The 15838-nt window shown below is 60.5% G+C and carries 11 protein-coding genes; 1 reads left to right on the forward strand and 10 read right to left on the reverse strand.

What is annotated here, in order from left to right; all coding sequences use genetic code 11:
* Positions 1–19 precede the first annotated feature (19 nt).
* From G5179_RS04100 to G5179_RS04145, 10 genes are all read right to left on the reverse strand, one after another.
* Positions 20–373, reverse strand: a complete 354-nt coding sequence (locus tag G5179_RS04100; protein WP_421257914.1) for a copper-binding protein — start codon at positions 371–373, stop codon at positions 20–22.
* A gap of 44 nt (positions 374–417) precedes the next feature.
* Positions 418–3546, reverse strand: a complete 3129-nt coding sequence (locus G5179_RS04105) for an efflux RND transporter permease subunit (protein WP_421257915.1) — start codon at positions 3544–3546, stop codon at positions 418–420.
* 73 nt (positions 3547–3619) lie between these two features.
* Positions 3620–5152: an efflux RND transporter periplasmic adaptor subunit gene (locus tag G5179_RS04110; protein ID WP_421257916.1), complete on the reverse strand. Its 1533-nt coding sequence runs from the start codon at positions 5150–5152 to the stop codon at positions 3620–3622.
* A 272-nt stretch (positions 5153–5424) separates the two neighbouring features.
* Positions 5425–5925: a hypothetical protein gene (locus G5179_RS04115; protein WP_421257934.1), complete on the reverse strand. Its 501-nt coding sequence runs from the start codon at positions 5923–5925 to the stop codon at positions 5425–5427.
* 57 nt (positions 5926–5982) lie between these two features.
* Complete coding sequence (locus G5179_RS04120; RefSeq protein WP_216978400.1) at positions 5983–6735, reverse strand: substrate-binding periplasmic protein; 753 nt, start codon at positions 6733–6735, stop codon at positions 5983–5985.
* Between the two features lie 116 nt (positions 6736–6851).
* Positions 6852–9962: an efflux RND transporter permease subunit gene (locus tag G5179_RS04125; protein WP_421257917.1), complete on the reverse strand. Its 3111-nt coding sequence runs from the start codon at positions 9960–9962 to the stop codon at positions 6852–6854.
* 9 nt (positions 9963–9971) lie between these two features.
* Positions 9972–11129 carry an efflux RND transporter periplasmic adaptor subunit gene (locus tag G5179_RS04130; protein ID WP_421171953.1) on the reverse strand — a complete coding sequence of 386 codons (1158 nt, stop codon included), beginning with the start codon at positions 11127–11129 and terminating at the stop codon, positions 9972–9974.
* A gap of 362 nt (positions 11130–11491) precedes the next feature.
* Positions 11492–12298 (reverse strand): exodeoxyribonuclease III, encoded by an 807-nt coding sequence (xthA, locus tag G5179_RS04135; protein ID WP_100653387.1) that lies wholly within the window; start codon positions 12296–12298, stop codon positions 11492–11494.
* A 115-nt stretch (positions 12299–12413) separates the two neighbouring features.
* The gene (locus G5179_RS04140; RefSeq protein ID WP_421257918.1) at positions 12414–13376 is read right to left on the reverse strand and encodes an ion channel; all 963 of its coding nucleotides are present in this window, start codon (positions 13374–13376) and stop codon (positions 12414–12416) included.
* 66 nt (positions 13377–13442) lie between these two features.
* Positions 13443–15089 (reverse strand): tetratricopeptide repeat protein, encoded by a 1647-nt coding sequence (locus tag G5179_RS04145; protein WP_421208669.1) that lies wholly within the window; start codon positions 15087–15089, stop codon positions 13443–13445.
* Positions 15090–15384: 295 nt separating this feature from the next.
* On the opposite strand from G5179_RS04145, the gene G5179_RS04150 reads away from it, so the two are divergent.
* Positions 15385–15810: an Hsp20/alpha crystallin family protein gene (locus G5179_RS04150; RefSeq protein WP_103250619.1), complete on the forward strand. Its 426-nt coding sequence runs from the start codon at positions 15385–15387 to the stop codon at positions 15808–15810.
* Positions 15811–15838: the final 28 nt, after the last annotated feature.

Raw genomic sequence — 15838 nt, forward strand, 5'->3', positions numbered from 1 at the left:
TTTTTTGAAATGACTCTGATTACTGTTTCTGGATAGTGGTTACGGTTAGCTTGCCGTCCGGGTTCTCGGCGTGAAAGCGCACCGCATCCCCCACCTTCAGATCCTTGAGCAGGGCCGGATCGGCCACCCGAAAGACCATGGTCATCGCCGGCATCTTGAGGTTGTCGATCGCCTCGTGCTTGATGCCGACTTTGCCGCGCCCCTCATCGAGGCGGGTAATGACCCCCTTGGTCATCACCATTGCGGCCTGTTCGCTCATCTCACCCGTCTGACTCATATCGTGCCCTTCATGGTGCATCATCTCTTCGGCTTGCAGGTTGGTCTGGGTGGCAAGGCCAAGCAGCAGGGTCAGGGTCAGCGTTTTGTTGTTCATGATGGTTTCCTTATCGTTCAGTCAATATGGATCGTGAAATCGGGTTACTCGGATTGCGGGTACGCGCTCTTGCCAAGGCTGCGACTGCGCCACAGGTAGTAGGCGGCGGGCAGCACCAAGAGGGTCAGCACCAGCGCGCTCACCATGCCGCCGATCATGGGGGCGGCGATGCGCTGCATCACCTCGGATCCGGTGCCGTGGCTCCACATGATGGGCAAGAGGCCAGCGATGATGGTGACCACCGTCATCATCTTGGGGCGTAGGCGCAGGGCGGCGCCGTGGATCACCGCCCGGTGCAGACCCGCCTTGTCCGGCTTGCCACTGGCCACCAGGTCATCCCAGGCATGGTTGAGGTAGACCAGCATCAAGACGCCGGTCTCTACCGCCACCCCCGCCAGAGCGATAAAGCCCACCCCGACCGCCACCGAGAGGTTGAAGTCGAGCAGCCAGAGGGTCCAGATCCCCCCCACCACCGCCAGCGGCAAGGTGGTGAGAATGAGCAGCACCTCCTGAACGCGGCGAAACGCCAGATAGAGCAGCAGCACGATAATGGCGACCGTCAGCGGCACCACGTAGGCGAGGCGCGCCTTGGCCCGTTCCATGTACTCGTATTGGCCAGACCAGGTGAGGGCGTAGCCCGCCGGCAGCACCAGCTGCTTGCCCACCTCGGCTTTGGCCTCATCGACGAAGGAGCCGATATCGCGGCCGCGAATATCGACGTAGACCCAGCCGTTGAGCCGCGCGTTTTCACTGCGCAGCATGGGGGCTTCATCGCTGATGTAGACCCGGGCTACATCCGCCAGCGCGATGCGAGCGCCACTTGGAGTGACCACCGGCAGCAGCTCCAAGCTGGCTACAGAATCGCGATAGCTCTGGGGGTAGCGCAGGTTGATGGGATAGCGTTCGCGCCCCTCTATGGTTTGGCCCACCTCCATGCCGCCCACTGCGGTGGCGAGCACCGCCTGTACATCGGCGATGTTGAGGCCATAGCGGGCCGCTTTGAGCCGGTCGATATCCACCTTGACGTAGCGGCCACCCGCCACCCGCTCGGCGTAGACCGATGAGGCGCCCTCCACCTTGCCAACGATCTGTTCGAGCTGTTGGCCGAGTTGCTGGATCACCTTGAGATCCGGCCCCGCTATCTTGATGCCGACCGGGGTCTTGATACCGGTAGCCAGCATGTCGATGCGGGTCTTGATGGGGGGCACCCAGGCGTTGGTGAGGCCGGGGAAGCGGATGAGGGAGTCGAGCTCCTCTTTCAGCTTCTCCGGGGTCATGCCGGGGCGCCACTGATCCCGGGGCTTGAGCTGGATGCTGGTCTCCATCATCACCAGATCGGCAGGGTCGGTGGCGGTTTCGGCGCGCCCCGCCTTGCCGAACACGTTCTGCACCTCGGGTACGGTACGAATGAGCTTGTCGGTCTGCTGCAAAATCTCCCGCGCCTTGCCCACCGAGATATTGGCTGCGGTGGTGGGCATATACATGATGTCCCCCTCATCGAGCGGCGGAATGAACTCGGAGCCCAGGTACTTGAGCGGCCAGAAGCCCGCCACCGTCACCACGGCGGCGATGGCCAGGGTGGTTTTCGGGCGGGCCAAGACGGCTTTGAGCAGCGGCACATAGCCTTGGCTCAGCCAGCGGTTCAGCGGGTTGGCCTGCTCAGCCAGTACCTTGCCACGGATGAAGTAACCCATGATCACCGGCACCAGCGTGATGGCGAGCGCGGCAGCCGCCGCCATGGCATAGGTCTTGGTGTAGGCGAGGGGATGGAACATCCTCCCCTCCTGCGCCTCCAGCGCAAATACCGGCAGGAAGCTGATGGTGATGATGAGCAGGGAGAAGAAGATGGCGGGCCCCACCTCGATGCTCGCCTCGGTGATGATGCGCCAGCGGTTCTTGTCGGTGAGCGCCTCCCGCTCCATGTGTTTGTGGACGTTCTCGATCATCACGATGGCGCCATCCACCATGGCGCCGATGGCGATGGCGATGCCCCCCAGCGACATGATGTTGGCGTTGATCCCCTGCAGATGCATGACGATAAAGGCCACCAGAATGGCGATGGGCAGGGTGATGACCACCACCAGTGACGAGCGCAGGTGGAACAGGAAGGCCAGACAGACCAGCACCACTACCGCGAACTCCTCCACCAGCTTGCCGGAGAGGTTATCGATGGCGCGCTGGATAAGGTCGGAGCGATCGTAGACGGTGACCACCTCCACCCCCTCCGGCAGGCTGCTCTTCAGCTGAGCGAGCCGCGCCTTGACCCCGTCGATGGTGTGCTGGGCATTCTCGCCATAGCGCATGACGATAATGCCGCCCACCACTTCCCCTTCGCCATTGAGCTCGGCCAGGCCGCGCCGGCTCTGGGGCCCGGTGACCACATCCGCCACGTCGCCCAGCAGCAGCGGGGCGCCGCGCACATTGGTGCCGAGCGGGATCTGCTTCAGATCCTCGACGCTTTTCAGATAGCCGTTGGAGCGCACCATGTACTCCGCTTCTGCCATCTCGATGACGGAAGCGCCGGTCTCCTGGTTGCCCTGCTTGATGGCGGTCTCGATTAGGGAGAGCGGGATGCCGTAGGCGCGCAGCTTGTCCGGGTCGACCCGCACCTGATACTGGCGCACCATGCCACCCACGGTGGCGACCTCTGAGACCCCTTCCACCGTCTGCAGCTCGTACTTGAGGAACCAGTTTTGCAGAGAGGTGAGCTGGCTGAGGTCGTGCTTGCCGGTTCTGTCCACCAACGCGTACTGGTAGACCCAGCCCACCCCGGTGGCATCGGGGCCGAGCTGGGGGCGGGCGGAGGCGGGCAGGTTGGGCGCAACCTGGCTCAAATACTCCAGCACCCGGGCGCGAGCCCAGTAGAGGTCGGTGTTGTCGTCAAACAGCACATAGACGAAGGAGTCGCCGAAGAAGGAGTAGCCGCGCACCGTGGTCGCCCCCGGCACCGCCAGCATGGCGGTGGTAAGCGGGTAGGTGACCTGATCCTCCACCACCTGTGGCGCCTGGCCCGGATAGGAGGTCTTGATGATCACCTGCACATCGGAGAGATCCGGCAGGGCATCCACCGGGGTTTGTTTGACCGACCAGAGCCCCCAGGCGGTGAGCATGAGGGTCAATAGCAGCACCAGAAAGCGGTTGCCGATTGACCAGCGAATAATCGACGGGATCATGATTGAACTCCTTTCTCACCAAGTAGAGAGAGCGGAGAACGGTTGCCTGCTAGGCAGCGAATGATGGAAGGGATCATGATTTCTTCTCCATCTCGGGCATCGTCATCTGATGCTGGCTATGGTCCATGCCTTCCATCTTCTCCATCTCATCCGTTCCACGCTTGGCGTCGCCGTCAGTAGCGGGTGCCTGCTCCTGATGGATGGTGGTGATGCGGTACTCATCCCCCTCCTGCATCACCTGCAGATGGAGGGTCTGCCCCTCGACCAGCTTGCTGATGTCGACTCCTTCGGCGACGGTGAACTCCATCTCCATGGCGGGCCACTGCCACTCGGGGATGGGCTGGTGGGAGACCATCAGGGTACGTTTGGCCAGATCGATGCTTTCAACCTCGCCCTGGGTCCACACCTGGGCGGGACGTACCGCCGTCATGCGCTGGAAGTCCGAATCGATGGCCGACTCGGAGTCGAGCAGGAACTGGGCCGAGCTGACTATGTTGTCACCCGCTTCCACCCCCGCCTTGATGGCAACCTTGTCGCCAAACTGGGGGCCGAGAGTGACGGCGACCGACTTGAAGTTGCCATCCCCCAACGCCAGCACCAGCCGATCCTGACTGCCGGTGCGGATCACCGCTTCGCTCGGCACCACCAATTGCGGCTCTCCCTGCCTGGTGCGAATGCTCACCTTGGCGAACATATTGGGTTTCAAAAACTCGTCCGGGTTGGCAAAGCGCAGCCGCACCTTGAGGGTACGGGTGGTGGCATCCAGAGTCGGGTAGAGGTAATCGACCCGGCCCTGCCAGTGGCGGCCGGGGGCATAGTCGAGAACCATGGTGACCGGATCCCCCACTTTCAGCTGGGCGGCTTGACGCTCGAACACCTCTGCACTGACCCACACCTGCTTGAGGGTGCTGATGTTAAAGAGCGCCGCTGCGGGCTCCACATACTGGCCCTCGCGCACCTTGAGCTCGGAGACATAACCGCTGCTGGGGGCGTAAATGCTGATGGTTTCGCGTACCTGACGGGTGCGCTTGAGGGCTGCGATTTGATCTGCCGGTACCTGCAGGGACTTGAGCTTGCCCTCGGCAGCGCGCAGCAGCAGTGGGTTGGCCGTGTTGAGTGCCAGCAGGTATTCGTGCTGGGCGTTGACCAGATCCGGGGCGTAGAGCTCGTAAATAAGGCTCCCCTTGCTCACCTGCTGCCCCTCGCTCTTGATGGCGAGGGTGCGGATCCAGCCTGCCATGCGGGCGTTGACGGCTTCCAGCTTGTCCTCGTCATAGCCGACGTAGCCCACCGTCTCGATCTGCTGGTGGATGGGGAGCTTCTCCACCTTGGCGAGCCGTACCCCCAGGTTCTGCTGGATCTCTGGGCTGATGGTGACTGTGCCCGGTGAGCCGCCCTGTTTTTCCTCATAGACGGGGATAAAGTCCATCCCCATGTTGTCCTTGGCCGGAGCATCGCGCTTGTCGCGCGGATCCATGGGGTTGACCCAGTAGAGCGGCGTCTTCTCCTTGGCCGCGGTGCCTGTGGTGGTCTGTTTGGCGGCCCAGTAGCCGCCACCGGCGCCGAGGGCCAGCAGCAGGGCCGATACCAGCAGTTTCTGGCTCATCGCACACTCCCATTCAGTGGCAGGGGGACAAGGTTCTTGGCGGCGATAAGGCCGGTAACAGGGACAAGTGACATCATATCTCTTCTCTTGTGCAGGCCGCCGGTCGGGTGGGGGGCAAGGCATCACCCAAGGGGCTGGCGGCAAACGGGGCGCAGCTGTATCAGCGCGCACGGCTCCCTGTGAGCGGGCCGGTTTGGCTAGGGCACAGGGTCAGGCAAGGCAGCAGAAAACGGACAAGCCGAGGCTTGCCGCTGCCGCAAGAGAAGATCTTTCTAGTGTCGCAGCACCGACAACATCAGGTGTCGGCGCGGCCAGGAGGGGGGATGGGTACCGCGTGATCGCAGGAAGGGATCCCGCAACCAGTTATCAAGCAGTGCAGTTGCGAAGTTACTGCCAAGTAGCAGGGGGAAGATCAGCAGGGCGACCAATACACCCAGCAGAGCTATCGCGCCGAAGGAGAGGGCATTGATGCCGGTCTGCATCTGGCACTCATCGCCCATGGCCGACCCCTCGTCTCCCTGATGGCAGGAGAGGGCCATGGTATCGCTCGGGTGAGACATTGCGGGCATCGCATGAGAGCTCTCGCCATCCGCCATCGCCATGGATGAATCCAACATCACCATTGGCAGGGGGCTGCTTTGGGTCGTCTCGGAGGAGAGGGGAGAACCATGCCAGCTGATGCAGAGGGTCAGATTGCACACGAGCAGCAGCGCCAGCAATAGCCGGGCTAGCAGGGCAGAGGGCAATCTTGTCGCAAGCTGGGTGAGTGACAATCCGGTCATCCTTCAGGATCTGGTATCCAGACTCTAAACCTTGCTTCTGGGAGAAGGTCAAGGCGAGGGCTGGCGCTGTTGTTGCAGATAGATGTCGCTGTATTTCTCCAGCAGCTGATCTATCCACTGCCTCATGCCCGGCGCTTGCAGCATGGGTTCCAGCTGTTCGAGGGTGCCAAGATGGGGAGATTGTAGTGAAACAGAAATATAGAGCTCACCGCGCTGCAGTGGCCACTGCAGATCAGTCATTCCGCTGCTCGGGTAATTTTCGCTCAAAAACAGGCGGCCGGAAGAGCGGCCATAGGGAACGAAGTCGACCCGGTCACTGGCCAGCAGGCCAAATACCTGCTTGAGGGAGTTGACCCTGTAGATGCGGGTATTTGCTTGCAAAAAATCATCCATTTCGCTGCCAAGGCTGACGCCTATCATCATGGCTCCCCGCAGTCCGGTCAGATCCTCCCGTCGCTGCAGCAAGCGGCTGCCGGGTTGGCGCACGAACACCGCCATGTCATTGATGGCCATGGGCGTTCGGGTAAAGCGGGAGTAGTGTGCTCTCTCTTCGTTGCGCAGCGCACAGATATTGATGTCGACCTCTCCTTTCGCCACTTTCTGCTGACAGCGGGCCCAGGGGCCCACATAGGAGAGATCCACATTGAAACCCAACCGTTGATAGAGGGTACTGACTACTTCGGCACAAACGCCGATGATCTTGCCATCGCTCAGCCAGTTCCAGGGGGGATAATCGTGATGACCACAGGCGGAGAGGGTAGTGGTCGTCAAGGTCGTCGCGAGCCAGAGCTGAGCCAGCATATCCGGATCCTGTGCAAAAAAGTCTCGATGTGTGTCATTGAAGCACACCGCAGACAAAAAAATACCCCCGCACGGGCGGGGGTAGTTTGTTATCGGTGGAACGCCCGTGGAGAGCGTTACGGCTTGGCGCGCTTTTCCGACCCTTTCATGATGAGGCGGAAGAAGAGCGGGATAAAGAAGATGGCGATAAAGGTGGCCGCCAGCATGCCGCCGATGACCGGCCAGCCGAGAGCGTGACGGCTTGCGGCACCAGCGCCGCTGGAGGTGACCAGCGGCACACAGCCGAGGATGAAGGCCAGCGAGGTCATCACGATGGGACGGAAACGCAGGCGCGCCGCCTCCAGTGCCGACTCGATGAGGCTCATCCCCTCTTCGTGCTTCATCACCGCGAATTCCACAATCAGTATGGCGTTCTTGGCGGCAAGGCCCACCAGGGTCACCAGCCCGATCTGGAAGTAGACGTTGTTGGTGAGTCCTACCAGCCAGGTGGCCAGCAGGGCGCCGAACAGGGCGAACGGTACGGCTGTGATCACCGCAAACGGCAGGCTCCAGCGTTCGTACTGGGCTGCCAGGATGAGGAAGATCATCACAATACCGAAGCCGAACGCCATGCCTGCGCTACCGGCAGAGGCCTTCTCCTGATAGGCGGAACCGGTCCACTCCAGCTTGGCATCGTTGCCAAGGGTGCTGTTGGCCACCTCTTCCAGTGCGGCGATCGCCTGACCCGAACTGTAGCCGGGTGCCGGCTGTGCCATGATCTTGGCTGCCTGGAAGATGTTGAAACGCTCTACCAGCTCGGGACCAGTGGCATCACGGACCGTCACCAGGCTGCTGAGCGGGATCATCTCGCCGGTGTTGGAGCGCACGTAGACGTTGCGGATATCGCTCTTCTTAGCGCGGTAGTCCGCTTCGGACTGCAACTGTACCCGGTAGGTTCGGCCAAACTGGTTGAAGTCGTTGACATAGACCTGACCGAAGGTGGCCTGCATGGTGTCGAACACCGCATTGATCGGCAGCCCCAGCGCCTTGGCTTTCTCGCGATCCAGGTCGAGATAGACCTGCGGCACATTGGCACGGAATGTGGTTGTGACACTGGCAAACTCGGGGCGCTCCTTGGCGGCGGCGAGGAAGCGCTGTACTTCGCCCGAAAACTCCTGGGCACTGCCGGAACCCCGGTTTTGCAGGTAGCCTTCCAGTCCGCCGGTGGTGGACATTCCCTGGATGGGGGGCGGGTTGAAGGAGGCAACAAAGCCGTCAGCCAGCCCCATCAGGCTCATCCCCTGCAGAGTTTTGGCCAGCTCGAAGGAGTCCTGGCCTGTCCCCTTGCGCTCGCTCCAGTCCTTCAGGGTAATGAAGGTGAGACCGCTGTTGCTGATGATGGCGTTGGAGAGGATGTCGAAGCCCGAGAAGGTGATCACATCCTTCACATTGGGATTGGCCATGGCGAGCTTGTCGAACTGATCCGCCACTGCCTGTGTCCGGCTCATGGCGGCGGCATCCGGCAGCATGACGGCGGAGATGAGGTAGCCCTGATCTTCGTTCGGTACCAGCTCGCCCGGCACTTTCAGGAAGAGACCGTAGATGGAGAGCAGCAGTCCGGCGATGATGGCAAAAGCGACCCCCACCCGACGGTTCAGGAAGGCCACACCCCGTACATAGCCGCGGGTCAGCTGGTCAAATTTATCGTTGAACCAGACGAAGAAACGGGCCGGTTTGTGATGTCCCTCTTTCAGCAACACGGCGCACAAGGCCGGAGAGAGAGTCAGAGCCACCAGACCGGAGATGGCCACCGAGACCGCGACCGTGATGGCGAACTGCTTGTACATCACCCCAGTCATGCCACCCATAAAGGCGACCGGCAGGAACACGGCGCAAAGCACCAGCACGATGGCGACCACCGGACCTGAGACCTCCTGCATGGCGAGGATGGCAGCCTCTTTGGGCGAACATTTCTTCTCGCTCATGATCCGCTCGACGTTCTCGAGCACCACGATGGCGTCATCCACCACGATACCGATGGCGAGCACCATGCCGAACAGGGTCAGCAGGTTGATGGAGAAACCGAGCACCAGCATGCCGGCGAAGGTCCCGATGAGCGACACTGGCACCGCGATACAGGGGATCAGGGTGGCGCGGAAGTTCTGCAGGAACAGGTAGACTACCACGAACACCAGCACGATCGCCTCGAACAGGGTGTGTACCACCTCTTCGATGGAGATCTTCACAAACTCTGTGGTGTCGTAGGGGATCTGGTACTCGATATCCTGCGGAAAGCGCTCCTTGAGCCGCTCCATGGTGGTGTGCACCGCATCGGCGACTGCTACGGCGTTGGCACCGGGCTGCAGATAGGTAGCGATACCGATGGCCGGTTTGCCGTTGGCGCGGGCCACCAGATCATAATCCTTGCCCCCCAGCTCGACCCGGGCGACATCGCGGACCCGGATCTTGGAGCCATCGGGCATGGAGCGAACTATGATGTTCTGGAACTCTTTCACATCTTCAAGGCGACCCTTGGTCTGCACCGTGTAGGTGAAGTCGATGGGGGTCGAGGTGGGCTGAGCGCCGATCTTGCCTGCCGCGAACTGGGTATTCTGCTCGCGGATGGCGCTAATCACATCACTCGGGGTGAGTTCGAGCTGGGCCAGTCGATCCGGCCGCAACCAGATGCGCATCGCATAGTCGGTACCGCCAAACAGAGTGGTATCACCGATGCCGGGAATCCGCTTGAGCTCGTCGATGATGTTGAGCAGGGCATAGTTTGACAGATAGGTGGTATCAAACGAGCCGTTCGGCGACTGGAGGGTGACCACCTGCAGGATGGAGGTCGATTTCTTCTTGACCGTTACCCCCTGCTTTTTCACCTCTTCCGGCAGCTGGGCCATGGCGGCCGATACCCGGTTGTTGACGTTGATGGTGGCCTGATCCGGATCTGTGCCGATCTCGAAGTAGACGTTGAGGTTCATCTGGCCGTTGGAGGCCGAACCCGATTGCATATAGATCATCCGCTCGACGCCGTTGATCTGCTGCTCCAGCGGTGCGGCGACAGTCTGGGAGATCACCTCCGGAGTGGCCCCCGGATAGAAAGCGGTCACCGAGACCACCGGCGGGGTGATCTGGGGGTACTGCTCGATGGGAAGCGAGCGCATTGCCGCCAATCCGCCCAGCACGATAATGATGGAAATCACGCTGGCGAAGATGGGACGCTCGATAAAAAACCTGGAAAACATACGAGCTCCTTACTTGGCCGCTGAGTGGCTGACCATCTTGGCGGTGATGGCTTTCATCTCGTCGGCAGAGACAGGTTTCACCACGCTGCCGGGGCGAGCCTTCATCAAGCCTTCGACGATGTAACGGTCACCGGCATTGAGGCCGCTGTCGATCAGCACCCCCTCGGAGACCACCGGGCCCAGTTTGACCGGACGGGGGATCACCTTGTTCTCGGCATCGACCACCATCACCATGCGGTCAGCCTGGGACTGGACGATAGCGCGGGGCGGCACCACTATGGCATTCTTGCGGGTGCCCAGATCGATGGTCATACGGACAAACTGGCCGGGCAGCAGCACGCCGTCCTTGTTATCGAAGATGGCGCGGGCACGGATGGTGCCGGTCTGGGGATCGACCCGGTTGTCGGAGAAGTTGAGCTTGCCCGCTTGTGGGTAGACAGAACCATCGGCCAGGCGGATATGGGTGCGCCAGTTGGTGGCGTCCTTGGCTTCAATGGTCCCTCTCTTGACCGAGTTCTCGAAATCGAGGCGATCCTGCTCCGAGTAGGAGAAGTTGACGTAGAGCGGATCAAACTGGGTGATGGTAGTGAGCAGGCCGTTGTCGCCACTGGTGGAGATAAGGCTCCCCTCGGACTGGGAGCTCTTGCTCGCCATGCCGTTGATGGGGGCAGTGACCTTGGTATAGCTGAGGTTGAGCTCGGCCTCCTTCACCTTGGCCTGAGCGGCCTGATGGCTGGCGATGGCCGCTTCATAGTTGGCGATGGTGTCGTCATAGTCCTTGCGGCTTACCACCTGGCGCTTGAAGAGGGGAATGATGCGATCCCGATCGGCGCGAGCCTTGTTGAGCCTGGCCTGCTCCTGGGCCAGGGTGCCTTTGGCCTGCTCCAGCGCCACCTTGTAGGGCTCGGGGTCGATCAGGAACAGTTGCTGGCCGGCGGTAACCGGTTGGCCTTCTACATAAGTGCGCTTGAGCAGGATGCCACTGACCCGGGAGCGGACATCGATCTCGCGAAAACCGGCGGTTTCGCCCACCATCTCGGTGGTGAGCGGCACATCGGTCAGGGTCGCCTCGTTGACTACCACGGGCACGGCCGGCATGGTTTGCACCGTCTGGTTTGTTTCCCCGCCACAGCCGGCCAGTGCACCGGCCAGCGTCAGAGCGAGCATCCCCTGTTTGAATAATCCTGCTCTGGTGTTTGGCTCCATCATCATTTCACTCCTGTTGGCCCGATTGCGGCCATCATGCACACCTTTTTTTTCGGCTGACGTGATTAACTTCATGATTACAAATTAACTCATTGGATTATTGAAGTTTTTCAATCATAGAGCATGAACATTGAACCCAAGCTGCTTGATCGAAAAAGTTCTCTCTGTTCTTCACAACAGAAGCCGTTCTGCTGCTGGAAAATGGAGTAAAGAGTATCATATGAGAACTAGATTGCCGACAGGATAGTGCGTGCGATGACAATAGTCAGGAGGAAAAAGGGGGATAATTGTAGCGGGCGAGAGGAGCCCTCGCCCGCACTCAATCAGGCGAAGCAGGCCCAGATGGGAGCGTGGTCGGAGGGTTTCTCGATGCCGCGCAGTTCATAGTCGATACCTGTCTCGGTCACGCTGTCCTTGAGGGCGTCGGAGGCCATGATGAGGTCGATGCGCAGGCCGCGATTCTCGTCAAAGCCCTTGGATCGGTAGTCAAACCAGGAGAAACGCTCGCACTCGGTAGGGTTGGCGGCGCGGAAGGTGTCGGTGAGACCGAACCCTTTCAGCCGCTCCATCCATTCGCGCTCGATGGGCAGGAAGGAGCACTTGCCATCCCGCAGCCAGCGCTTGCGGTTCGCTTCGCCGATACCGATGTCGAGATCGGTGGGGGAGATATTCATATCCCCGATCAGCACCAGCTGGTCGTCCGGCGTGTGATGAGTTTCGAGATAGTGCTGCAGATCCTCGTAGAACTTCTGCTTGGCCGGGAACTTGGTCTCGTGATCCTGGCTTTCACCCTGCGGGAAGTAGCCGTTCATCACCTTGATGAGAGAGCCGTCTTCGCGCTCGAAGGTCGCCATGATCATCCGGCGCTGGGCCTCTTCGTCATCGGTGGGGAAGCCTTTCTCCACCTTGACCGGCTTCTGCTTGCTCATGATGGCGACCCCATAGTGGGCCTTCTGGCCGTGAAACTCCACGTGATAGCCCATGGCCTCCACATCGGCCAGCGGGAAAGCCTCGTCGTGTACCTTGATCTCCTGCAGGCCGATCACATCGGGTTGGTGCTTGTCGATGATGGCTTGCAGCTGGTGCAGGCGGGCGCGCAGGCCGTTGATATTGAAAGAGATGATCTTCATGTCCGGGATGCTCATGTCATTTTTATAAGTGGCTATTGGACTAGGAATCGGCGGTGGATGCAAGTTCGGGGCGCGGGTCAGCACCAGTGGCCGACCCGCTTGGCAGGGAGAGGCGTCAGCGGGTCATCTTTTTGACGAATACCACCACAAACAGCGCCAGCGTGAAGCTGCCGGTAAAGGCTTCGAAGGCGGCAAAGATCCTGGAGAGCCCGACCGGAGTGAAGTCGCCGTACCCCAACGTGGTGAAGGTGACCACGCTGTAGTAGAGGCATTCGAGCAGGAAGATGGCGTTCTCTTCAAGGGGCGCCTCTGGTCGATAGATAAGGTAGTTACCCGCGAAGTTGAGGCCGCAGAAGAAGTAAAAAATGCTGCAGATAAAGATGAGCAGCAGAGAGAAGAGCACCACCCTCATCGGGGCCTCGCCATAGCCGCAGAAGAGATCGACCACCCAGGAGGTAAAACGCTGGGTCGACCAGAACGGCAGTTGCAGGCGGCGCATGGTGAGCTCGTGCTGGATATAGTTGCCGGACATGGTGAAGATCCCCTGCGCCTCGGAGGCTTTGCGTAGATCCCGGTAGGTCTCTTCCGCCTCCTTGAACCAGATGCGCGCCTGTTTGGGATCCCGTTCGCGGCGCCCCTTGCGATCCTGCATCACCCGTTTGCCGGTCTGCATGTTGTCGAGCCGGGTGTTGTGCCAGCGGATGCCGAGCAGGTTGACGTCATCGAGGGTGGCGCACTGGAGGTTGGCATCACTGAGATCGGCTTTCATCAGGCTGCCGCCCTTCATGCGCAGGCCGTAGAGGTGACCACCGCGCAGGTTGGCGCGATAGAGGTTGCACTGCTCCAGCAAAAATCCCTGATCGGACTCCTTGTTGACCAGATTGAGGCCCGCCAGATTGGCCCGTGACAGCTGCAGGCCGTGGCAGAGTCCGCCAGCGCGAACGTACTGTTCAAGCGCCTCGGCGGTGTGGGCTTCCTGATGGGTATGGTGGGGATCATGCCAGTGGCAGAGATCGTGCTCGCCAGCCTCTTCACTGCAGTGGCGGCCATCGGCCACCAGATAACGACACATCGCCATCTTCGTTTCCCTCGCATTGCCGAACTGGTTTCAGCATAGGCGGGGAAAAGGGGGCACGGCGGCGTCTTAGCTGAACTGGTTGAACTCCTGGCGCAGCTTGCGAAAACGCTCCTGCTGGGCCGGGTTGAGGGGGATGCCGTCGAGCACCTCCAGGGTCTCCTTGCATTCGGCACCAAACTCCGGGCTCTTGCGGTTTTTCTGCATCAGTTGCAGCAACACCTGGATCTTGTTGAGGGCGGCACCGGTATTGGCGGGCGCGCGGCGCAGGGCCTCGCGGAAGTGACCGAGTGCCTGTTCAAGCTCCCCGGCCTGATAGGCTTTGATCCCCAGATCGTTGAGCTGCTGGTAGCGCTGACGCCGCTCCAGTACCGTCTTGTCATCCCGGGTTGCCTGAATACAGGTGGTGAGCAGCCGGTCTTCGTCCTCCGCCAGCAGGCTCTGCAGGCTCTCGGCGTACTCAAACTCGCCGAGCTGATAGAGAGCGAGGATGGTTTCGCCAAGCAGGGCGGGGGGCATGGTGGCCGGTTCGTCGAGCCAGTTCTGGTTGGCGCGATAGAGCATCTTCTTGCCCTTGAGCAGCTCGCCCAGCGCGATCTGTACCCGAGCCTGACAGATCTGCTCGAACACCGGGTAGTTGAACTCCGACATCATCAACGAATCGCGGATGCGCGACAGGGCCGAATTGACCTGCTTTTGCAGGTTGGCGATGTGGTAGCTGTCGTTGCTGTTGAGGGCGTAGAGGGTCAGGGTCTGGATATAGGCCCCCAGATAGTGGGGGGTGCGGTGAATGGAGTTGCGGGACAGGTCGATCAGCGACAGCAACACATCCTTGGCCTGGGCATAGTCGTGGCGCAGCAGGCACACCTCCGCCAGTCGGCGGGAGAGTTGCACCGACTGGGGGGAGATGTCCACCGCCCGCCTGAGCTCTTGCTGCGCCTGCTCGTCATTGCCGAGGGCGAGTTGGGATTCCGCCAGCCAGAGGTGAGCTTCCACCATCAGCGGGGTATTTTTGAGGGTCGCCTGCAGATGGCTGACCGCCTCTTCATGGAGCCCCAGAGTGTTGCACGCCTTGCCCAGCGTCAGGCGGGCCCAGCTGTTCTCCTGGCCGGCCAGCAGCTGGCGCATCAAGGCGCGAGCCTCCTGTGCTTCACCCAACTTGAGGTGGGTATCGGCCTGCAAGCAGCGGCAGTAGTTGGCAAAACGGGGCACCGCATCGGCTCGCTCGGCACAGGCGGTAATGAGAGCCTGGAAGTTGTTGTCGGCCAGGGCGGTGAATACCGGTGCCAGGGCATGACGCCGGGCGAGGGCGCGTCTGAGGCGAAACGAGAACTGCTCCTGGGAGAAGGGCTTCATCAGGTACTCGTCGGGCTCGGCCTCCAGCGCACTCAGCACCATGGCGCGGGAGCTGTCGCTGCTCACCATTATCACCACGCTCTGGGGCGGGATCAGGCTCTGGTCACGCAGACTCTCCAGCAACTGGCGGCCATTTTCGCCGACCCCCAGATCGTAATCGATGAGATAGATGTCGAAGCTGCCCTTCTGGCAGCGACGCCGTGCATCCTCGGCGGTATTGGAGTAGGTGATGTTGCTGATACCCAGATTGATCAGCATCGCCTTCATCATCACCTGAAACGAGCGCTGCTCATTGACCATCAGAATGCGTTGTGGCTTGGCAGGGCTCTTCTTTTCTGACGCGTTTTCCGGTGTCTGCATTGTTCTGGGTCGAGGCGCTACGGGTTGATGGGAGAAAGTGTGCCACCAAAGCGTGTCAAGTGGCAATCAATGTGCTTTTGTCACGCAACTTTCAGTTTCCATGTCACACTCTGTGCCTGGTGGCCAGGGCGATGTGGTTGATCCATATCAAATAAAGCTCAGATGGGGTGGCAGCACGCGGCACACTTTTTAGACTGATAGAGGGGGCAAAGACAAGCCTCGGTCACATATAGGCCCCATCAGGCAGGTATCAGGGCCTGCCTCTGTCAGTCCATGAATCACGGAGGGATCAGAGATGAGTTTGCTACCAAGCCGTACCAGTCTGTTCGATGACCTGTTTCGCGATATGGCGTCCGGCTTCTATATTCGCCCCTTGCACGGGGACCCCTTGCCGAGCCAGATCAGGCTGGATTTGAAGGAGAGTGATGGTAACTATGTGCTGCAAGCCGAGTTGCCGGGGGTTGCCAAAGAGGACATCCATGTGGATATCCATGGTAAACAGGTGACGCTGAAAGCGGAGATCCGCCAGTTTGACAGCCAGAACAAGGATGAGCGAACACTGCGCAGTGAACGCTATTTTGGCAGTGTTTCACGCACTCTGGAGTTGCCGGTCGAGGTGGCGCTGGACAAGGTCAGCGCCAGGTTCGAGAACGGTATCCTCACGTTGCAACTGCCCAAGCAGGTGGAAACGCCAGCCCCTCACCGGGTGACCATCGAATAGCCCGTGACAAGTTCATCATCAACCGTAA

Source organism: Aeromonas sp. 600886 (assembly GCF_049174935.1).
GTDB classification, from domain to species: Bacteria; Pseudomonadota; Gammaproteobacteria; order Enterobacterales; family Aeromonadaceae; genus Aeromonas; species Aeromonas veronii_A.

What these genes read in the sequence shown, in the direction of transcription:
- G5179_RS04145 (WP_421208669.1), bottom strand. Translation starts at nt 15,089, where the DNA reads ATGCAGACACCGGAAAACGCGTCAGAAAAGAAGAGCCCTGCCAAGCCA.
- G5179_RS04100 (WP_421257914.1), bottom strand. Translation starts at nt 373, where the DNA reads ATGAACAACAAAACGCTGACCCTGACCCTGCTGCTTGGCCTTGCCACC.
- G5179_RS04125 (WP_421257917.1), bottom strand. Translation starts at nt 9,962, where the DNA reads ATGTTTTCCAGGTTTTTTATCGAGCGTCCCATCTTCGCCAGCGTGATT.
- xthA (WP_100653387.1), bottom strand. Translation starts at nt 12,298, where the DNA reads ATGAAGATCATCTCTTTCAATATCAACGGCCTGCGCGCCCGCCTGCAC.
- G5179_RS04140 (WP_421257918.1), bottom strand. Translation starts at nt 13,376, where the DNA reads ATGGCGATGTGTCGTTATCTGGTGGCCGATGGCCGCCACTGCAGTGAA.
- G5179_RS04120 (WP_216978400.1), bottom strand. Translation starts at nt 6,735, where the DNA reads ATGCTGGCTCAGCTCTGGCTCGCGACGACCTTGACGACCACTACCCTC.
- G5179_RS04110 (WP_421257916.1), bottom strand. Translation starts at nt 5,152, where the DNA reads ATGAGCCAGAAACTGCTGGTATCGGCCCTGCTGCTGGCCCTCGGCGCC.
- G5179_RS04130 (WP_421171953.1), bottom strand. Translation starts at nt 11,129, where the DNA reads ATGCTCGCTCTGACGCTGGCCGGTGCACTGGCCGGCTGTGGCGGGGAA.
- G5179_RS04105 (WP_421257915.1), bottom strand. Translation starts at nt 3,546, where the DNA reads ATGATCCCGTCGATTATTCGCTGGTCAATCGGCAACCGCTTTCTGGTG.
- G5179_RS04150 (WP_103250619.1), top strand. Translation starts at nt 15,385, where the DNA reads ATGAGTTTGCTACCAAGCCGTACCAGTCTGTTCGATGACCTGTTTCGC.